Origin of the sequence: Bacteroides sp. MSK.20.82, from assembly GCF_019052485.1 — a bacterium.
In the GTDB taxonomy this organism is placed as follows: Bacteria; Bacteroidota; Bacteroidia; order Bacteroidales; family Bacteroidaceae; genus Bacteroides; species Bacteroides thetaiotaomicron.
This window is the reverse complement of sequence record NZ_JAHQUN010000070.1, coordinates 1-19,630: the sequence shown is the minus strand read 5'-3', so window position 1 is coordinate 19,630 and position 19,630 is coordinate 1. Positions and strand designations below refer to the sequence as shown.

Here is a 19,630-nt window from a genome sequence, read left to right as displayed (position 1 = left end):
TTCAAATATACACTTATATTTTGTTGTGATATTTAATACTGCAAATGTAAATGTGCCAAAACTCCCCTTTTAACGAAATCATCCTCGCTACAACTATCTTTGTGGCGAGGATGGATTTTTAATTAATATTCCCGTATTTCATTCTTATAGATTTTTACTTCTACCAGCTTTTGGGCGTTTACATCCGAGACCCAAAGAGTGTTTTGGTCTACCAGCAGCTTCTCGGGTTTCTTAAAAGTATATCCTTTGACGGACTTAAAACTGTTTTCCCAGTTCCCTTTGGTTCGGTCATAGATAAATAGAGACCCGTTTTGGGCAGATAGAATCATTCGATTTTCATGCAACGCGATGCCGCAGGGATTGAAGCTCAGAGGGAGCGTTTTTTCTGTGTCAATCAGTATCTTCTGATCTCCTTTTTCTATCAGTGTGGTGTCGATGGCTTGAATTTTCTGATTGCCGTATTGCCCGAAATCAGCAAGATAAACGATACCGGTGGAATCCTGCACCATCTGATGAGAATGGAAACCGTTATTCACATCCATTCCATCTCCTTTACTGCGGCAATAGAAAGGAACTTTCTGATAATTCTCCAAAGTTACGTCAGCTTCCCGGTAGACTAACAGATTCTTTTTGGTACGAATCATGATATTTCCGTCCGGTGTGATAGCCATAGCGTGAGAGTGTACCATCTGATTGATTCCGTCTCCCCAGTTACCTGTGCCGATGCGTGTGATGAACTCCAGCGTCCGTACATCGAATACATCTATTCGGGAACTTATGTTTGCAAGGTACAGCCGGTTACCGGATATTCCGATCGCTTCAATCTTATCCGGAAACTTCTGTTCTGCCTCTTTATATTTCCAGCTTTTGAGCGAAGCCAGATGTCGGTTCTTGTTCCGGTCATAAAGTTCCAGACTAAAAGCTCCGCTTTGAATATTGGCTACAAAAAGAGTATCTCCTTTTATGTAAGTAGGTCCGGGGGTGAATTGACCTTCAGCCAAGGCGAAGTCTGTGGCGGATAACTGTCGTGCCGCTTCGTATGAATAGTAATAATAGCTTGTATATGGCTCTGCGGGTTTTGTAGCCGAGCGGACTTCCGGGTTTTCTTCTTCCGAGCAACTACCTGTGATTAATGCCATTAGTAACAGACATCCGGTATATAATTTTTCTTTTCTCATGTCTTCTTCTTTTTTAATTCAACTTTTCTACAGGGATTCCCGTTACTGTATGTGCATTCCGGTCTACTATGAACAATGTCTGCCGTGCCATTGACATCTTTTCCACGTTACTGAAGGTGTGTCCTTCGACAGTTGTGTAATCCTTAATCACAGTCCCTGTCTCCGGATTGACTTCGGCCAGGGCGATAGGCTGATTCTTGTCTGTAGCAAAGGAGACGAACATTCGTTTGCCGATAAATGCAATGTCGTACGGCGAATAAGAGGTCAGATTAATGACCCGTTGGGCTTTCCATTCCACCTGTTCGCGCATTGCCTGAAGGTCGAATACATAAATCTTCTTATTTCCCTGGTGGGTGGTATAAAGTAACCCGTCGTTGCCGATTGTCTGCCCGTAAGTACCCATTGCCTCTCCCATATTCGATGTCCGGCAATAATTGGGCACATTTTTGAAGCTTTTTCCGGGGACAATATCGTCTTCGATAAATACACATACCCGTTTCTTATCTCGGATAAACACGCATCCCCGGTGTACCAGTACATCGAAAGCATGAACCGTTTGGTTGCTTCCTTCTCCCCAAGAGCCTGTGCCGATGGTTGCCACCAGTTCAAAAGTCTTTTCATCAAAAATATCAGTCCGGCTTTGTTCGTTTGTAACGTAAATCTTACCGTGGGCTACGGTCACGCCGTTCGGTGTTGCGGCAAATCCCTTTGTTGCCCCTCCTTCCGTCCACTCTTTCAGGCTTTTTATGTGCGTCAGTTTGCCGTTCTGCTCTTCCAGAATCTCCAGACTGAAATTTCCGCTGGCATTGTTCACGATGTAGATTCGGTTGCCATATACACAGACATCCTTGGGCGCAAAAGTCGATTCCGTGGCTTGGGGAATATCTTTGTAGGTGATGATGCAGGAGAGTGGTGTTCCTTGCGCAGTATCCTCATCCTCTTCTTTCAATATCGGCGATAGTCCACCGTCGATTGCATCCAGTTCAGGGTCTTCGATGATGTATCGGGAAGCGTTGTATTTTGAGCTGCCATAAAGTTTGCCATAGCGGCGGGTGTGCATGAATCTTCGTGAGTACACCGGAAGTTTCTTTTCGATGCATAGTTTGTTGTATACGGTGGCGCAGAGGGTAATCCATCCGGTTCCCGTTTGTTCGTAAGTCATGTTTCCGCTGTGCCCGTAGCCGAGGCAATGACCCAACTCGTGAAACGTGGCGCTGGTGTGCGCTCCGTCGTCTGCGTAGTGTTCCAGAAAGCACCATTCGTTGAGTCCATAAGTTTCTCCGCCTCCCAGTCCGTCTACGGTTGTCACTTTCCCGATAACGAAGCCGGAGTGGTTGATTACTTTTTTGAGGAGCATATCGATGTCAATAACAGTTTTGTTGGCGTCACTATGCAGTTTGCCTCTGTATTTTTCCAGTTCTTCGGCAAATTCCTTTGACGAGAACATATAGCCGTAGTTCAGCATCATTGCTACCGCTTCCCGGGCGTGAGCCGGATAAAGTGGATAGGCCCATGAACCGGTCTGACTATAGGCGGAGAAACGTACGTTGTATTTGGACTTGGTGGAAAGCAGTTTTTGATAGTATTTGTCATTACATTCTATTTCCAGTTTGAAGTCGGCTGCGGACAGGTGTGGATTTGCCATAATCTGGATTTCTTTTCCTGAACGGGTGATGTAACGCTTGCTTTGCGTCAGCATCGGCAGTTCCTTATGAAATTCAGTGAAAGCTGGGAGCACATCGAACTTTGCCAGTTGGAATGCTTCTTCATATCCGCTGATGGTTGCCCACACAGTCACCTCCTTGACAGGACGGGGCGAATAGAAACGGATAAATAACTCTTGCTGCTCGGTGATGCTGACTTGCAGGGGCTGGTTTACTCTGAATCCCCGCTGGGTGTTATTGAATAGAATCGTGGCAGGCTCATCATCCTGAAGCATTAATTTGAAAACATCCGGAGTCAGGTCTTTCTCTGCTATCCGGATTATTCCATACGGGTTCTCTGTTGTTTCGCTGTCTGTGTCTGCCGGCGTTTCTATTAAGTCGTCTTTGGTGCAGCTTTGCAGTCCCCATATACAGAAAATAAGAAAATAGGTGAAACGAAAGATTCTGTGGAATATCATATTTCTTTTTTTAGTTTGCGGGCGGCAAAGGTATAAAAAAAATGTTTATCACCATTCATCCTGCTTTTTTTCCCTTATCTTAGTGGCGTAATAAAAAACAAACAACTATGAATCAAACACGTTGTATCGTAATTTTGTCTATTCTTGCTCTTTTTGTAGCAAGCGTATCTGTTGCCGGAAATATCTCTCTACCGGATGCTTCTCAAAAGGTTTTTGAAGGAAAACCATGTATTAACTCTCCCCGGGCGATTGGCAATTATCCTGCCAGTCCTTTCCTCTTTTATATTCCTACTACCGGTCAGCGGCCGATGGAATGGAGTGCGGAGAAACTTCCGAAAGGATTGAAACTGGATTCGAAAACAGGGATTATCACAGGATCAGTAGCTTCTAAAGGTGAATATACCGTCACTCTTAAAGCTAAGAACGCATTGGGGACCAGTACGGAAAAGCTCGTGATCCGCATTGGTGATGACCTGTTGCTGACTCCTCCCATGGGTTGGAACAGTTGGAATACTTTCGGGCGACATCTCACCGAAGAGTTGGTTTTGCAAACTGCGGATGCGCTGGTAGCCAACGGAATGCGGGATTTAGGCTATTCCTATATTAACATCGACGACTTCTGGCAGTTGCCCGAACGGGGAGCTGACGGACATTTGCAGATTAATAAAGATAAGTTCCCGCGTGGAATAAAGTATGTGGCAGATTATCTGCACGAGCGCGGTTTCAAACTCGGAATTTATTCGGATGCAGCCGATAAGACTTGTGGCGGTGTATGCGGCAGTTACGGCTACGAAGAAGTGGATGCGAAAGATTTCGCTTCGTGGGGTGTCGATTTGTTGAAGTATGATTATTGCAATGCTCCTGTCGACCGGGTGGAGGCTATGGAGCGCTATGCAAAGATGGGAAAGGCGTTGCGTGGTACGGGACGTTCCATCGTGTTCTCCATTTGTGAGTGGGGACAGCGCGAACCTTGGAAATGGGCAAAACAGGTAGGCGGACATTTGTGGCGCGTTTCGGGAGATATAGGCGATGTCTGGAACCGGGAAGCCAACAAGTTGGGCGGGCTTCGTGGTATCCTGAATATTCTTGAAATCAATGCTCCTTTGAGTGAATATGGCGGTCCTTCCGGTTGGAATGATCCGGATATGCTGGTAGTTGGTATCGGTGGTAAGAGTATGAGTATCGGATATGAATCGGAAGGTTGCACCCACGAACAGTATAAGTCTCATTTTGCATTATGGTGTATGATGGCTTCTCCATTACTTTGCGGAAATGACGTGCGAAGTATGAATGACAGTACATTGCAGGTTCTGTTGGATAGGGACCTGATTGCTATCAACCAGGATGTGTTGGGCAAGCAGGCGGAGCGCAGCATCCGTGCAGATCATTATGATATTTGGGTAAAGCCGTTGGCTGACGGTCGCAAAGCGGTAGCTTGTTTTAACCGGGCGGATACTCCACGTACTATAGAATTAAATTCAAAAACGGTGGAAGACCTGTCTTTGGAGCAGGTGTATAGCCTTGACAGCCGTTCTATGGAAAATGCTGCGAATAACATAATGGTGGACTTGGCGCCTTACCAATGCAAGGTTTATATCTGTGGAAAGCCGAAAAAATAGTCAATGACAGTACTGGAATGACAGTAATAAATCTCTGAGGTAAAATAAAGAAAGGTTGGGGCATAAAAAAAGGAGCAACGCCTTGCTCCAACCTTTGTTAACCTTAAATCTAATACTATGAAAAAAATCACATGACAAATGTAAGTCTTCTTGCTATTCCTTCCAAATAATATTCTTGTATTTGCGTCTCTTTTGATTTCTTTCACGGATTTTCACTGTTATCGCACACAATGGGTCTGAATTGAGGAATCTCAGCCTTTTTATTAACTAACAAGTTTGTTACTAACAAAGTTGTTAGTAACAAACTTGTTAGTCATTGACGATGCAATCCTTGCTTATGTGCCAGTACTCCAGTTCTTTAATTTGTTATTAACGCTCGAAGGTCTTGAGGACTTGACAAAGGCTTTTTTATGTTGTATATTTGTAGTCGTAATAACAACAATAAAATTCAAATCAAAACTTAGAAACGAATGAGAGGAATCTTATCTTTTGCTGCACTGGCTGCGATGTACTTCCCCGGATGTACAACGAGTAAAAATGCGGTGCATTGTCTCAGCCGATGGATTAAAGGTTGTAACCCGTTGGTCAAAGAACTTATACCGACAGGTTACTTGCCGTACAATCATCGGTTTTTGACATCAAAACAGTATAAGATCATAACAAAACATCTAGGAGATCCTTATGAGGATTAGGGCATAAGTAGCCCGGCAATGAGCAAAAGGCTGCAAACTTTTACGGAGTTTGCAGCCTTTCTTGTTGCATAAATTCAAGAAAAAGAGATTTGAAAGGCGTATCGGCGTTTTTAATAAACTTGGGAACCGTTTCTAATAAACGATGAAAGAATTTATTAGAAACTCAAATACGGTTTTAGTATACAGTGTCTATGTTTTTCATTGTGGGTAAATCGGGAGAAGGCAGTATCGTATTCATTGGATTAGTATATTGGTAAATTTGCATGACTATTTTTACCTTTCTCTCATAGACCGTTTTGTATGACAAAGTATCATGTTGCTTTTTCGTTGGTTATACTATAATGCAGCTAATTTGTACGTAATTCTATTTGAGCAAACAGAATAATTCGTTTATTCGCATATGATAAATACCGAAATGAGTATTATTGCTCTATTATATATATGTATATTCGGTTTTCTAAAATTATAAAGCTATGAGAAAGCACACTTTTCTATTTATTATCTTTTTGTATGTTGGCATCTGCATACAGGTTAAGGCAACAGATCAAAGAGGGGAATATCTCGTCATAGGTAAAGATACATTGGAAATGTTTACTTGACCATTGGGAGATAGTGAGACTCTGAGTAAGCAGGTAAAGAATTGTATTTCGAAGCGCTCCTTCTCTACTGATTGCGGGCGGGGGTATGTCGGTATATGGAGACTGGAAACCGACAGACTCTATTTGGAGAAACAGCAATGAACGCACTTTGGAAAAAAAATATTCATCTGTATAGTCGATTGAAAATAAGCGAATTACTTTAGGATATTTACTGCTTTAAAGCCATTGAAAGGAGACACAAGGGGGACTAAAGGGGACTGGACGGTTTGCGCCCTGTTATATCTTTGCAGAGTCATTCAGACAAAACGGAATGGCAAACAGATAACCTTTATTTTTTTAACCATTTAAACTTTAACAATTATGGCTTTAGAGTATGTAGTAACAAAAAGAGTGTTCGGTTTTGACAAGGACAAAAACGAAAAGTATGTAGCAAAGTCGGTTCGTTCCGGCAGAGTAAGTTTTTCCAAGATGTGTGGCAAGGTGAGCCGTCTTTGTGGAGTTCACCGCAAAGTTGTGGATCTGGTCGTCAGCGGTCTTGTCGATATGATGGCGGAGGACATTGACGACGGAAAGAGTGTTCAGATGGGTGAGTTCGGCATCTTCAGCCCTACCATTCGCGCTAAGAGTGCGGATGACGAGAAGGAAGTATCATCTAAGTCAATCGTCCAAAGAAAGATCCTTTTCTATCCTGGAAAAATATTCAAGACCACGTTGGATGATATGAGTATTACCCGTCGTGCGGAGTTGGATACGGACTATACGGACGGAAGTAGTAACAATGGCAGCGGTAGCGTAAAACCTAATCCCGGTGGAGACGGAGGAAAGGGTGATGAAGAAGCGCCGGACCCGACTGTATAAATCTTCTGTACTTTCTTTTTAGGTAGCAGACAGCGTGGGAAAGGCTTATTGAAAAGTTGCAAATGCACAGATAATCGGTTATACTCGATTTTCTGTGCATTTTTTCTTTATATAATGCCTTGGTGTATCTATTGTTTCCTCCTTATTTGCTTCTAAACTTGCAAATTCGTTCCAATCGTTTCACAGAACCTTCCATGTCCTGTTTTTTGTTCTGCTAGTATGATTTAGTTTATATTATAACTTCTATATTTGTTCACAGAAACGAACAATTATGAAACACGGAATCTATACATGCGTTATTCTCATGGCATTTCTTGCTTTATCAGAAAGTGTGTATGCAGTGGTTCCGGTTTTCACGATTGCGAGTGACACTATCAGGCGGGTGGTGATATATTTCGATCAGGAAGAAACAGATGTTGATTCCTGTTATAAAACTAATAATCAAGAAATTAATGTTTTAGATTCTTTGCTTGAGGAAAGAATAAATTCAAGATATATCACTGCGCTCAATGTGGTCACTTTTGTATCGCCTGACGGAGATTCGGTTTACAATGCCGCATTATCTGTCCGAAGAAACAATTCGATGAGAGAGTTCTTAAGGCAACGTTATCCGTATGTTGATGTCGAAAAGATTAAACTTACTTCTGAAGGAGAAGACTGGTCTGAACTTCGTAAGTTGGTGGCGTCGGATTCAGACTTGCCGGACCGGGAAGAAGTCTTGATGTTGATAGATTATCATCGGGATAACATCGTGAAGCGAAAAGAACTGTTGCAGAAGTTGAATCAGGGAATGGCTTACCGATATATTGTCCGCAACGTGTTACCTAAGTTGAGACGCGCTGAGATTACGGTTGTCCGCAAAGTTCCGGAAATGGAAAAGAATATTTTTGAACCGGTATCTTCTGTCTCCGGATTGTTTGTTTCAAAGCAGGAAGAGGCGCTTCCGAGCGATCAACCTGATAAGCCGGAGGGAGAAAGTAAAGAGAGTATGGCTTATGAGGTGGTAGTGTCGGAGGCAGAAGGGCCGGTTGAAAGTAAAACGGTGCTTGCAGTGAAGAATAATCTGTTGTACGATTTGGCGTTGGCGCCAAATCTGGAAGTAGAGATTCCGGTAGGCAAAAGGTGGTCTTTAAATGCTGAATACAAATGTCCGTGGTGGCTGAACAGTAAACATGATTTCTGTTATCAGCTTCTTTCGGGAGGAGTGGAAGGACGTTGCTGGTTGGGCAATCGTCAGAAGCGCAACCGGTTGACAGGGCATTTTGTTGGGCTTTATGCTGAAGGTGGAATTTACGATTTCCAGTGGAAGGGCGACGGTTACCGGGGCGATTATTACGGAGCTGCGGGAGTGACCTACGGGTATGCGCGGCAACTGGCTCGCCATCTGTCGCTCGAATTTAGCTTCGGCATCGGGTATCTGACAACAGAATATAAGAAATATACTCCTTACGAGGGGGATATCGTGTGGACAACTAGTGGACGTTATAACTTTATAGGTCCTACCAAGGCGAAAGTCTCTCTGGTATGGCTGATAAAAAGAGGGAGATAAGGACGTTATGCAAGATACAAGATACATACTTCTTGTGCTTCTGTCCTCGCTGCTGATGCTGACCGGATGTAGCCGTCGCGAACTATTGGATGATTATCCCGTAAGCGGGGTAGATATAAAGTTAGATTGGAACGGTGTTACCGATAAGTTGCCGGAAGGGGTTCGGGTGATTTTTTATCCGAAGAGTGCGGAAGGCAGAAAGATTGATACATACCTTTCAGTAAGAGGTGGAAAAGTAAAGGTGCCGCCGGGGCGTTACTCGGTAGTGGCTTACAACTACGACACTGAAACGGTGCAGATCAGAGGAGAGGAAGCCTATGAGACGATTGAAGCATTTACAGGCTATTGCAATGGTCTGGGAATAGCGGGAACGGAGAAAATGGTATGGGGACCTGATCCCTTATACGTAGTGCAGATCGATGATTTACATATAGCGAACAGTGAAGAAGAGCTTCTACTGGATTGGAAACCGAAATTAGTGGTAAAGACCTATTTTTTCAAGATCAAGGTGGAAGGACTGGAATATGTTTCTTCAATTGTAGGCAGTGTGGAAGGTATGGCGGGTTGTTACTGTTTGGGCAGATGTTGCGGGATGATGTGCGATGCTCCTATTTACTTTGAGGCGCAAGGGCGTTCGGGTGAAGTAACGGGTAGTTTTACTGCTTTTGGAATGCCGGAGGCCGCGATAAGCCGGGCAGGTGACAAGATAAAGCTGACACTGGCTTTTATTAAAGTAGATAAAACCGTGCAGAAAGCGGAGATTGATATAACGGAGGTGGTTACTTATTCTGAGAGTGGAGGTAGTGGAGGAGGAAATGTTGATGAACCTCCCACGGAAATAGAGTTGCCACTTGATGAAAAGGTTAAGGTTGAGAAGCCGACTACTAATCCGGATGGCGGAGGTGGTGGTATTGGTGGAGATGTTGGTGATTGGGGCGATGAGGATGAAGTGGTTCTGCCTGTTGAGTGAGATTAAACATAAACAAATATAACAATATTAACGAATTAAAAAATACAATTATGAAAAAGATTTTATTGGCTATTGCAGCAGTTGCAACAATTACAGGTTGTTCACAGAGTGAAGAGTTTGAGAATCCGGGACAAAAGGCGGAAATTAATTTTAGTACAGCAGTAACTAGAGCAACTGCACTTGATACAGAAGGTTTACAAAATGCTGGTTTCCAGGTTTATGCATATAATACAGGAACGACAGAAATGTCTACTACTGCGGTTCTTCCGTCTTCAGCATGGATAGCTAATAAGGCAACTTATGCTAGTACTTGGTCAGTAGCAGGAGGTCCGTATTACTGGCCATTAGATGAAAATTTACAGTTTTTTGCTTATTCTCCGTCAGATGGAGTTACATATACTGGTCCTGATGGTACTATTGCGGGATATCCTAAATTTACTTATAAAGTAGGGGATACGGCTGCCGATCAAAAAGACTTAGTTATTTCGTCCGTGTTGAATCAGACTAAGGAAACGGATAAAACAGCACCAGTTGTTTCGTTAAATTTTAAACATGCATTGACTCAAATTAATGTTCAGGTGATTAAAGGAAGTACAGATTATACCTACGAATTTGCAGCTGATAATGCTGTTACAATAAGTGGCATTAAAGGCGAAGGAACCTTTGCTTATACAGGAGCTGACACTGGCGATTGGACGCCAGAAGGCACTGAAGCGACGTATACATATACTTTAGGTGATTTTACTGACGGGACAAGTGCCATTGTTCCTGGTAATGCACTGATGTTGATACCACAAGATATTACTGATGCTAAAATAACGATTAGGTATAACACAAAGAAGGGCGATAGCTATATATTTAAAGGATCAAAAGAGATTCCTTTGAAGTCTACCACAGCATGGGCTTTTGGAACTAAAATTTTGTATAAGCTGACTTTACCGGTTGGTGGTGAAGAAGTAAAGATCGAAGCGACAGCTGCTAAATGGGATACTGAAAAGCCTGAAACTACCGAACCTAGCGTTTAATGTATTAATAGAATAATATTTCTCAGGTTATAGTCTTTTATACCAGTTTATGTAGTTTTGAATTTATAAGATCATTCTCGTTACGACATATTGCAACGAGAGTGATTTTATAAATTTCTTCCCTTTCTCATTGTCATATAAAAGATTTCATATACATTTGTTGGCCAACAGGAACAAATCAAACACCAACACAAATATATGTCATCTATCTGTCAAGGTACTTGGGATTGTCAGAACTGCCCGAAAGCCGTAGACAATGCTATTGCTCACGTTATTCATCCAAGAGGCTATCACCAACCAGTCCGGAAATGTGAGGAAAACTTCATCCTTTTTTTGATAAGAGGTGAGGTATTGGTTAATAGTCAAGAATATGCAGGTACGATGCTGAGAGCAGGTGAATTTATTCTTCAGGCTATCGGTTCAAAATTTGAGATGCTTGCCATGACTGAGTGCGAATGTATTTATTATCGTTTCATTCAGCCGGAACTATTCTGTGACTTCCGTTTCAATCATATTATGAAGGAGGTGTCTTCACCATTAATCTATTCACCATTAAAGATAATCCCTGAATTGAAATATTTTTTGGATGGCTCTAAATCCTATTTGAGTGAAAGTAAAGTTTGTCGGGACTTGCTGTCGTTAAAGCGCAAGGAACTGGCATTTGTATTGGGGTACTATTATTCAGACTATGATTTGGCAAGCTTGGTACATCCACTCTCTAAATACACTTCCACTTTCCAGTACTTCATCCTTCAAAACTATAAGAAAGTAAAAACAGTGGAAGAACTTGCCCAACTTGGCGGCTATACTGTCAGTACCCTGCGGCGTATCTTCAATAATGTATTCCACGAACCGGTATACGAATGGATGCAGGCGCGACGTAAGGAAGGTATTTTGGACGAGTTGCTTAATACAAACAACAGTATCTCTGAAATATGCTATAAATATGGCTTTGAATCTCTGCCACACTTCTCCAATTTCTGTAAGAAATTCTTCGGTGCTTCTCCACGCATGCTAAGAACAAACAAAAAGACCATCTGATAATTTTTCAGAGAGAACGTCAAATAATCTTTTTTTCTTTGTGAGCATAGTGCATTTGTTGTATATTGCTGCTGTTTCCCTTAAAATCAGTCTAATACATCTTTATTATAGAGTCGGATCACTTCAAATAAAGCCATGACAAGGCGGATACGGAAATTAAACTTTTTATTTCAGTAAATTTAAATCTATTGCGACACGTACAATAACTAGGATATAAATCATAAATACTATGTAATGAGAACAAAACGAGCTTTTAAGGAATTTTGTGTATTGGGTGGTTTGGCATCTTCCGTTTGCGGGGTGGCTCAGGAACGCCCGAATATTATTGTCTTCCTTGTAGATGACATGGGACTTATGGATACGTCGGTTCCTTTTATCGCAGATGAGAGTGGTCAGCCGGTGCGTCATCCGCTGAATGACTGGTATCATACTCCGAATATGGAGAGACTGGCTAAACAGGGTATTTGTTTCTCTACTTTTTACGCACAGAGCGTGAGTTCCCCTTCCAGAGCTTCCATCATGACCGGACAGAATGCGACCAGGCATGGAGTCACTAACTGGATTAATGCTGAGAGCAACAACCGGAATCCTTTCGGACCGCCCCAATGGAACTGGAAAGGTCTCAGAAAAGATATGCCTACCATGCCGAGAGTCCTGCAACAAGCCGGATATAAAACCATTCATGTAGGAAAAGCACATTTCGGCTGTATGGGAAGCGAAGGAGAGAATCCGCTGAATATCGGCTTTGATGTAAATATCGCAGGTTCCGGCATTGGACATCCCGGCAGCTATTATGGCGAATGGGGATACGGGCATATCAAGGGACAGAAGATTAGAGCAGTTCCTGACCTGGAGAAATATCACGGTACAGATACCTTCCTGAGTGAAGCGCTGACTATAGAAGCGAATCGGGAGATCACCAAAGCCGTAGAAGAAAAACGACCTTTCTATCTGAATATGGCCCATTACGCAGTTCATTCACCTTTCCAGGCAGACAAACGTTTCTTGTCACGCTACACCGACCCGGATAAGAACGAGCAGGCAAGAGCTTTTGCTACATTGATAGAAGGCATGGATAAATCATTAGGCGACATCATGGACCAACTCGAAAAGCTGGGAATTGCCGAAAATACGCTGATTCTCTTTTTAGGAGATAACGGTGGTGATGCTCCATTGGGAGATGAACGTGGCTATGGTTCTTCCGCTCCGCTGAGAGGTAAAAAGGGGACGGAGTTTGAAGGTGGTATGCGTGTTCCTTTCATCGCAGCTTGGGCCAAGCCTGAGAAGAAGAGCAAAGTACAGAAGAACTTGCCTATTGAAGTAGGAAGTATGCAGACACAGTTGGGCACAATCATGGATATCTATCCGACTGTTCTGTCTGTGGCAGGATGCGAAGTTCCCCAAAACTACGTGATAGACGGATTCGATCTGAAAAAGCAACTGAGCGGTAAGGTGGACAAGAAGCGTCCCGAGTCTTTCCTGATGCACTTCCCTCACGCACACCGCGGCAGCTACTTCACCACCTATCGCATGGGCGACTGGAAACTGATTTATTATTATCTTCCCGAGACTCCGAAACAACCCAAAGCCTTGCTTTACAATCTGAAAGACGATCCGGAAGAAAGGAATGAGCTGTCTGCCGCACATCCGGATCAATGCAGAGAGATGATTCGGGAAATGTCCGCCCGGCTAGAAAAGGAAGGAGCTCTTTATCCGGTGGATAAACAAGGAAATGAGTTGAAGCCTTTTGTTTACTTTTAAATAGGTGCTACTATTTCAACTGTCTGTTTTGCCAAAGCATATCTATTAGGCAAAACAGACAGAATTATATATCATTTGTCAGATACAATTGCTATGACCGGATTGGCATCCTCATCCAATTGGCTCATCCAATGGGGAATATTCTCATTTTTATTGTCAGATTGTTTTTGAGAAGCATCAGGAATACTGGCAGCTTCCAGAATAAATCCATATTCTCCTTTATAACTGCACAATGCCGACAGGTCAACTTTCAGTTCCTGCTCTGAAGTGAGATCGTCAACAATGAATTGCTGGCACTTTGCAAACTTAGTTTGCTGTGTTTCTTTATTATACAAACCATTATAGACTTGTTTGTTTTTTACGTATTGAAAAAATACAGAATGTGTGTTTTCCAATACATAAGCTACGTAGATACTTTGCGGATTACTATACCATAAAGGATTGGCGGATGAATGATCTGTATCTGTATGAAAAACCATATATGGATATAGTTTCCTGTTTTTAATTGTGTATATCGTGTCTGTGAAGGTTTCTCTGAAACGTACTTCATTCTCGGACGACCATAGGCTGGGATTATAGAGAGGCAGCAGTAATTCTCCTTGCTCCTTATCTTTGATAATCATTACCCCTCTTCTTCCCAGATTTCCAAAGAAACCTGCTCCTCTTTTTATGATAGAAAGGCTGGATATATTATCCGGAGAAGGGATAGAGGGCGATTTTAATAAATTGGGAATTGAATCCAGCTTTTCTCCAAAGGAGTTGAGGAAAAGCAAAGAGTTGCTGGATTCCAATCCTATACTACTATTACAATGGGCAATAATGGTAGAGTCGGAAAACGCGAAAAAGTCGGGTGCGGCAGGTATATGTGGAATTTGAATTTTCCCGGTCATTTCTCCTTTCTGATTATATTTTAGCAACTGGTCCGGTGCGCGAAAGAAGTAAAAAAGACCTGCATCATCTATCCAGTAATTTGTCGAGCTATATCCACTTGGATCATCACCGATATGGCCTATACTGCATATATACTTCCCGGTCTGTTTGTGGAATAAGAAACATTGGTCTTTAGTAGCAATCACAATCTTGTCTTCCAGCAGCGCTATATGGGGATTGTTTCCTATCAGGCATACTTCGTTGGTTTCCAAAGGTACATAACGTACAGTATTTCCGAAGTCAGATAACTTTAGGCTTTGGGAATCAGTTGCATCCGTAAGATTTACAAATAATGTATCCCTGGCATTCTCCTGATTTGTGATGCATGAGGTTAGTAAGACTACTATCCATATCAGCAATAATTTATTCATCGTATTTAATTTATTTGATTGTCTGGCCTTATGTCACAAAGAAAAGAATAAAAAACGGATAATGAACAAGCTATCTATAAATAATTGGTCAGTAAAAAGAAATCCCCCGCCAGCTAACGCCGACGGGGGATTTATGCTATTAATCAAATCAAGCTCACGCTTAGTCTTTCAGTTTAGCGATGATGAAGTCGCGGTTCAGGCGGGCGATGTTGCTGATAGAGATGTTCTTCGGACATTCAGCCTCGCAAGCGCGGGTGTTGGTACAGTTACCGAATCCGAGTTCGTCCATCTTGGACAACATAGCTTTCGCACGGCGTAGAGCTTCCGGTTTACCTTGCGGAAGCAAGTTCAACTGGCTGACCTTTGCCGAAACGAACAACATGGCAGAACCATTCTTACAAGCAGCTACACAAGCACCGCAACCGATACAAGAAGCGGCATCCATAGCTTCGTCAGCGATGGGCTTCGGGATCAGGATAGCGTTGGCATCCTGCGGAGCACCTGTACGAACGCTTACGTAACCACCGGCCTGCATGATCTTGTCATAAGCAGTACGGTCTACCATCAAGTCCTTGATGACAGGGAAACCGGCCGAACGCCAAGGCTCAACAGTGATGGTGTCACCATCGTTGAAACGACGCATGTAAATCTGGCAAGTAGTAGCACCTGTTGCAGGACCGTGCGGATGTCCGTTGATGTAAAGAGAACACATACCGCAGATACCTTCGCGGCAGTCGTGGTCGAATACAACCGGTTCTTTTCTTTCGCTGATCAGCTGTTCGTTCAGAATATCCAGCATTTCGAGGAAGGAAGTATCACCGGGGATATCTTTCATTTGGTAGGTTTCAAAAGCGCCTTTAGCCTTCGGGCCTGCTTGACGCCATACCTTCAGTGTAAATGATATATTTTTATCCATTTTCGTCTAATTCTTTTAAATGTTTAACTTCACCGATTAGCTCTTGTAGTTACGGGTCTGAACCTTGATAGCTTCGTATACCAGCGGTTCTTTGATCAATACAGGAGCCTTTTCATCGTCACCCTGATATTCCCAGCAAGCTACGTAGAAGAAGTTTTCGTCATCACGTTTTGCTTCTCCTTCTTCAGTCTGGTATTCTTCACGGAAGTGACCACCACAACTTTCGTTACGGTTCAATGCGTCGTAAGCAACGAGCTCGCCCATAGTGATGAAGTCATACAGACGGATAGCCTTGTCGAGCTCAACGTTCATACCTTCCTTAGAACCGGGGATAAACAGATTGGTTTCGAATTCCTTGCGGACTGCTTTCAGTTCGGCGATACCTTTCTTCAGGCCTTCTGCCGTACGTCCCATACCTACGTATTCCCACATGATGTGACCCAGTTTCTTGTGGATAGAATCAACTGATTCTTTACCCTGGATGCTCATGAACTTGTCGATCTTAGCCTGAACTGCCTTTTCTGCTTCGGCAAATTCCGGAAGGTCAGTAGAGAAACGAGGAACAGTAATCTGATCTGCCAGATAGTTCTGGATAGTGTAAGGCAATACGAAGTAACCGTCGGCCAGACCTTGCATCAATGCGGAAGCACCGAGGCGGTTTGCACCGTGGTCGGAGAAGTTACATTCACCGATAGCGAACAGACCCTTGATGGTAGTCTGCAGTTCGTAGTCTACCCAGATACCACCCATTGTGTAGTGGATAGCCGGATAAATCATCATCGGATTATAATATTTCACACCACTGATTTCTTTTGCCAGTTCGCCCGGATTAACGTCAGTGATTTCTTCATACATATCGAAGAGGTTACCATAACGCTGAAGCACTACATCGATGCCCAGGCGGTTGATAGCTTCAGAGAAATCGAGGAATACGGCCAGACCTGTGTTGTTCACACCGAAACCTGCGTCGCAACGTTCTTTAGCTGCACGGCTGGCAACGTCACGCGGAACCAGGTTACCGAATGCCGGATAACGGCGTTCCAGGTAGTAGTCGCGGTCTTCTTCAGGAATATCGCTTCCCTTGATTTCGCCTTTCTGCAATTTGATAGCGTCTTCTTTCTTCTTCGGAACCCAGATACGACCGTCGTTACGCAGAGATTCGGACATCAGAGTCAGTTTGGACTGCTTGTCACCGTGTACCGGGATACAAGTCGGGTGAATCTGAACGTATGCGGGGTTAGCGAATACAGCACCCTTGCGGTAGCAAGAGATAGCAGCTGTACAGTTACAACCCATAGCGTTGGTAGACAGGAAGTAAGCGTTACCGTAACCACCGGTAGCGATTACTACGGCGTGAGCAGCGAAACGTTCCAGTTCGCCGGTGATTAAGTTCTTGGCAATGATACCGCGAGCACGTCCGTCGATGATTACAACGTCCTGCATTTCATAACGGGTGAACAACTTCACCGTACCTACGTTTACCTGACGGCTTAGTGCGGAGTAAGCACCCAGCAAGAGTTGCTGACCGGTCTGGCCTTTAGCGTAGAACGTACGTGATACCTGTGCACCACCGAAAGAACGGTTGTCCAGTGTACCGCCGTATTCGCGTGCAAAAGGAACACCCTGGGCTACGCATTGGTCGATGATAGCGTTGGATACTTCGGCCAGACGGTAAACGTTGGCTTCACGTGCACGATAGTCACCACCTTTTACTGTATCGTAAAACAGACGGTAAACGGAGTCACCATCATTCTGATAATTCTTTGCAGCATTGATACCACCCTGTGCAGCGATAGAGTGTGCACGGCGCGGAGAGTCCTGAATACAGAAGTTGAATACTCTGAAACCCATTTCACCGAGGGATGCAGCAGCAGAAGCACCTGCCAGACCCGTACCCACAACGATGATATCCAAACGGCGTTTATTAGCGGGGTTCACCAATTTCTGGTGAGCTTTATAGTTGGTCCATTTCTCAGCCACCGGGCCTTCTGGAATTTTTGAATCTATCTTGATCATAATATTATTTACAATTTAATCATTTACAATTTACTATTTAGCAAGCACCGCCACAAAGGAGTGATTTCACGAAGAATACCACTACTACGAGTGCGAAACCGAGTACTACAATCGTAGAATAGATGTTAGAAATACATTTCCAACGATTGATCCATACCTTGTTGTTCCATCCCAGTGATTGCATGGAGCTCCAGAAACCGTGAGTCAGGTGGAACCACAAAGCAAACAGCCAAATGAGGTAGAGCACTACATAAACCGGACAAGAGAATGTCTGCTGGATGTGATATGCACCGTTTGCCGCATAAGCTAGCGTCAGTGTATCAGCGTGCATGTCCAGGTTGTGCATCAGTTCCGGCAACTGCATTTTTGCCCAGAAGTTGAAGAGGTGCAAACCGAGGCCTACGATAACGATAATGCCTAACACCAACATGTTTTGAGAAGCCCACTCTACAGTTTTCGGTTTGTCGACTACTGCATAGCGTTCGCTACCGCGCGCTGTGCGATTCTGCATTGTCAGCCAGAACGCGTAGATGATGTGAATAATGAAAAGAGCAGCCAGTGCTGCGGTAGCTACCAGCGCATACCAGTTTGCTCCCAAAAACTCACAAATCATGTTGTAACCATCAGCCGAGATGATTGCAACTAAGTTCATCGCCATGTGAAATGTTAGAAACAGGACAAGGGCGATACCGGTAACGCTCATCACCACTTTCCTTCCTACAGATGAATTACTTAACCACATAAATGATTGAATTTAAATTATTTAATTGTTAGAACTAAAATTTCGACGTTTTACACCTCTTACAGACTGCAAAAATAGGGGAAATAGATTGATTGACCAAAGAATTAAAGAAATAATTCCTTAATCGGTGATCTTTCCGATTTTTTCGCCATTGGCCGCTTTCTTGCGCAAGGCGCGCGGGGTGTCTCCGAAGGAGTCTTTGCAGAAGTGTGCAAGGTGGGACAGCGAGTCGAAACCATACCGGTTGCAAATCTCTGTAATCCGCATATTAGAGTGCTGTAGGTCTTCGAGGATGCCTTCCCGTTTTTTTCTCCAGCATCCATTCGTAGACGGGCACGCCGTATAAGTTTCGGAAGAGACGGCGGAAGGTGGTGGTGTTATAGCCTCCCAGATGTGCGAATTCTTCGACGTTCTTTGCTTTGCTGTAATTCTGCATGACAAAGTATTGGAAACTTTCCGTATAGGTGCTGATCGGGTAGAAGAAAGCCCTCAACTGGGGCAGGGGATAGTAATTGGTGATCATATACACCATCTCCTGACATTTCAGGTCGATATATTTGCCGCAGGCGGGAGTCGACTCGTCAAGGTATGCGGCTACGTCGTTGATGAGATAGAACAGGCGCGGGTTCATCACCATTGGGGTGTAGGTCAGCGGGCCTTCTGCCTGGTCGATGATTTCACGGTAGCGGTTTTCGCATAGCAACGGCAGTTCGTTGAACCAGAAAAGGATGTATGATACGTCCGTCAGTGCCAGTATCTCGTATTTTGAGCCGATGGCTTGCAGGATAAACTGTTTCTCGTGTAGTGTCGTTCCGGGATGTTCGTCACTGTTGATCAGCAATTCGCCCTCGATCATAAAGAGCATGCAGTTTTGCGTGCACTTATCCTTCGGAATATGCTGCCCTCTGAGCAGATTTCTGTGAATAAGAGTACTTTCCATCGCTTTGGGGCATCCTGAGCAATCTGTATGTTGAGCACAAAGTGAGTCTTTTGACATGGGTTTTATCCGTGAATCGTTGTCTACAGGGACAAAGATAGTCGTTTTTTGTGAAAATAAAATTCTTTCTTCCATTATGTTTTAGCAGAAACGGGGATATGATTGTCTTTATTGGTTTTGTTTGCACAACTTTGAAGTTTCACGGACTCCTGAATGGCGTTCTTTAATACATTAATACATTTTTATCTGTGTCTTACCCTGGATTTGGTTGACTACTATAAGTATCAACTAAAATGAATAAAAG

14 protein-coding genes and 1 pseudogene are annotated in these 19,630 nt (G+C 43.6%); 8 read left to right on the top strand and 7 right to left on the bottom strand.

Annotated elements, in window-relative coordinates:
* Positions 1 to 122 precede the first annotated feature (122 nt).
* On the bottom strand, positions 123 to 1,178 hold the full coding sequence (locus KTR07_RS26065; RefSeq protein ID WP_008767335.1) for a hypothetical protein: 1,056 nt from the start codon (positions 1,176 to 1,178) through the stop codon (positions 123 to 125).
* Between the two features lie 13 nt (positions 1,179 to 1,191).
* Positions 1,192 to 3,300 carry a hypothetical protein gene (locus KTR07_RS26060; protein ID WP_008767334.1) on the bottom strand — a complete coding sequence of 703 codons (2,109 nt, stop codon included), beginning with the start codon at positions 3,298 to 3,300 and terminating at the stop codon, positions 1,192 to 1,194.
* A 107-nt stretch (positions 3,301 to 3,407) separates the two neighbouring features.
* Here KTR07_RS26060 and KTR07_RS26055 point away from each other — a divergent pair, with 107 nt between their 5' ends.
* The 8 genes from KTR07_RS26055 to KTR07_RS26020 all read left to right on the top strand — a co-directional run bounded on the left by KTR07_RS26055 (position 3,408) and on the right by KTR07_RS26020 (position 13,414).
* Entirely contained in the window at positions 3,408 to 4,919 is a 1,512-nt protein-coding gene (locus KTR07_RS26055) for a putative Ig domain-containing protein (protein WP_062694141.1), read from the top strand.
* A 470-nt stretch (positions 4,920 to 5,389) separates the two neighbouring features.
* On the top strand, positions 5,390 to 5,611 hold the full coding sequence (locus KTR07_RS26050) for a DUF4248 domain-containing protein (RefSeq protein ID WP_008761724.1): 222 nt from the start codon (positions 5,390 to 5,392) through the stop codon (positions 5,609 to 5,611).
* A 959-nt stretch (positions 5,612 to 6,570) separates the two neighbouring features.
* Positions 6,571 to 7,068 (top strand): DsbA family protein, encoded by a 498-nt coding sequence (locus KTR07_RS26045; RefSeq protein WP_008761725.1) that lies wholly within the window; start codon positions 6,571 to 6,573, stop codon positions 7,066 to 7,068.
* A 271-nt stretch (positions 7,069 to 7,339) separates the two neighbouring features.
* Positions 7,340 to 8,617 (top strand): DUF3575 domain-containing protein, encoded by a 1,278-nt coding sequence (locus KTR07_RS26040; RefSeq protein WP_008767331.1) that lies wholly within the window; start codon positions 7,340 to 7,342, stop codon positions 8,615 to 8,617.
* A 7-nt stretch (positions 8,618 to 8,624) separates the two neighbouring features.
* Entirely contained in the window at positions 8,625 to 9,587 is a 963-nt protein-coding gene (locus KTR07_RS26035) for a DUF5119 domain-containing protein (protein WP_181981951.1), read from the top strand.
* 50 nt (positions 9,588 to 9,637) lie between these two features.
* Positions 9,638 to 10,612 carry a fimbrillin family protein gene (locus KTR07_RS26030; RefSeq protein ID WP_008767329.1) on the top strand — a complete coding sequence of 325 codons (975 nt, stop codon included), beginning with the start codon at positions 9,638 to 9,640 and terminating at the stop codon, positions 10,610 to 10,612.
* 198 nt (positions 10,613 to 10,810) lie between these two features.
* The gene (locus KTR07_RS26025) at positions 10,811 to 11,653 is read left to right on the top strand and encodes a helix-turn-helix domain-containing protein (protein WP_008767328.1); all 843 of its coding nucleotides are present in this window, start codon (positions 10,811 to 10,813) and stop codon (positions 11,651 to 11,653) included.
* Positions 11,654 to 11,887: 234 nt separating this feature from the next.
* On the top strand, positions 11,888 to 13,414 hold the full coding sequence (locus KTR07_RS26020; protein WP_008767327.1) for a sulfatase: 1,527 nt from the start codon (positions 11,888 to 11,890) through the stop codon (positions 13,412 to 13,414).
* A 71-nt stretch (positions 13,415 to 13,485) separates the two neighbouring features.
* Here KTR07_RS26020 and KTR07_RS26015 read toward each other — a convergent pair whose 3' ends face one another.
* The 5 genes and pseudogenes from KTR07_RS26015 to KTR07_RS25995 form a co-directional block, all read right to left on the bottom strand.
* Positions 13,486 to 14,715 carry a DUF4934 domain-containing protein gene (locus KTR07_RS26015; RefSeq protein ID WP_008767326.1) on the bottom strand — a complete coding sequence of 410 codons (1,230 nt, stop codon included), beginning with the start codon at positions 14,713 to 14,715 and terminating at the stop codon, positions 13,486 to 13,488.
* 160 nt (positions 14,716 to 14,875) lie between these two features.
* Positions 14,876 to 15,631 (bottom strand): succinate dehydrogenase/fumarate reductase iron-sulfur subunit, encoded by a 756-nt coding sequence (locus tag KTR07_RS26010; RefSeq protein WP_008761731.1) that lies wholly within the window; start codon positions 15,629 to 15,631, stop codon positions 14,876 to 14,878.
* Positions 15,632 to 15,667: 36 nt separating this feature from the next.
* On the bottom strand, positions 15,668 to 17,647 hold the full coding sequence (locus KTR07_RS26005) for a fumarate reductase/succinate dehydrogenase flavoprotein subunit (protein WP_008761732.1): 1,980 nt from the start codon (positions 17,645 to 17,647) through the stop codon (positions 15,668 to 15,670).
* Positions 17,648 to 17,684: 37 nt separating this feature from the next.
* A complete protein-coding gene (locus KTR07_RS26000; RefSeq protein ID WP_008761733.1) occupies positions 17,685 to 18,389 on the bottom strand; it encodes a succinate dehydrogenase/fumarate reductase cytochrome b subunit in 705 nt (234 codons plus the stop codon).
* Positions 18,390 to 18,509: 120 nt separating this feature from the next.
* A pseudogene (locus KTR07_RS25995) lies at positions 18,510 to 19,386 on the bottom strand (helix-turn-helix transcriptional regulator).
* Positions 19,387 to 19,630 lie beyond the last annotated feature (244 nt).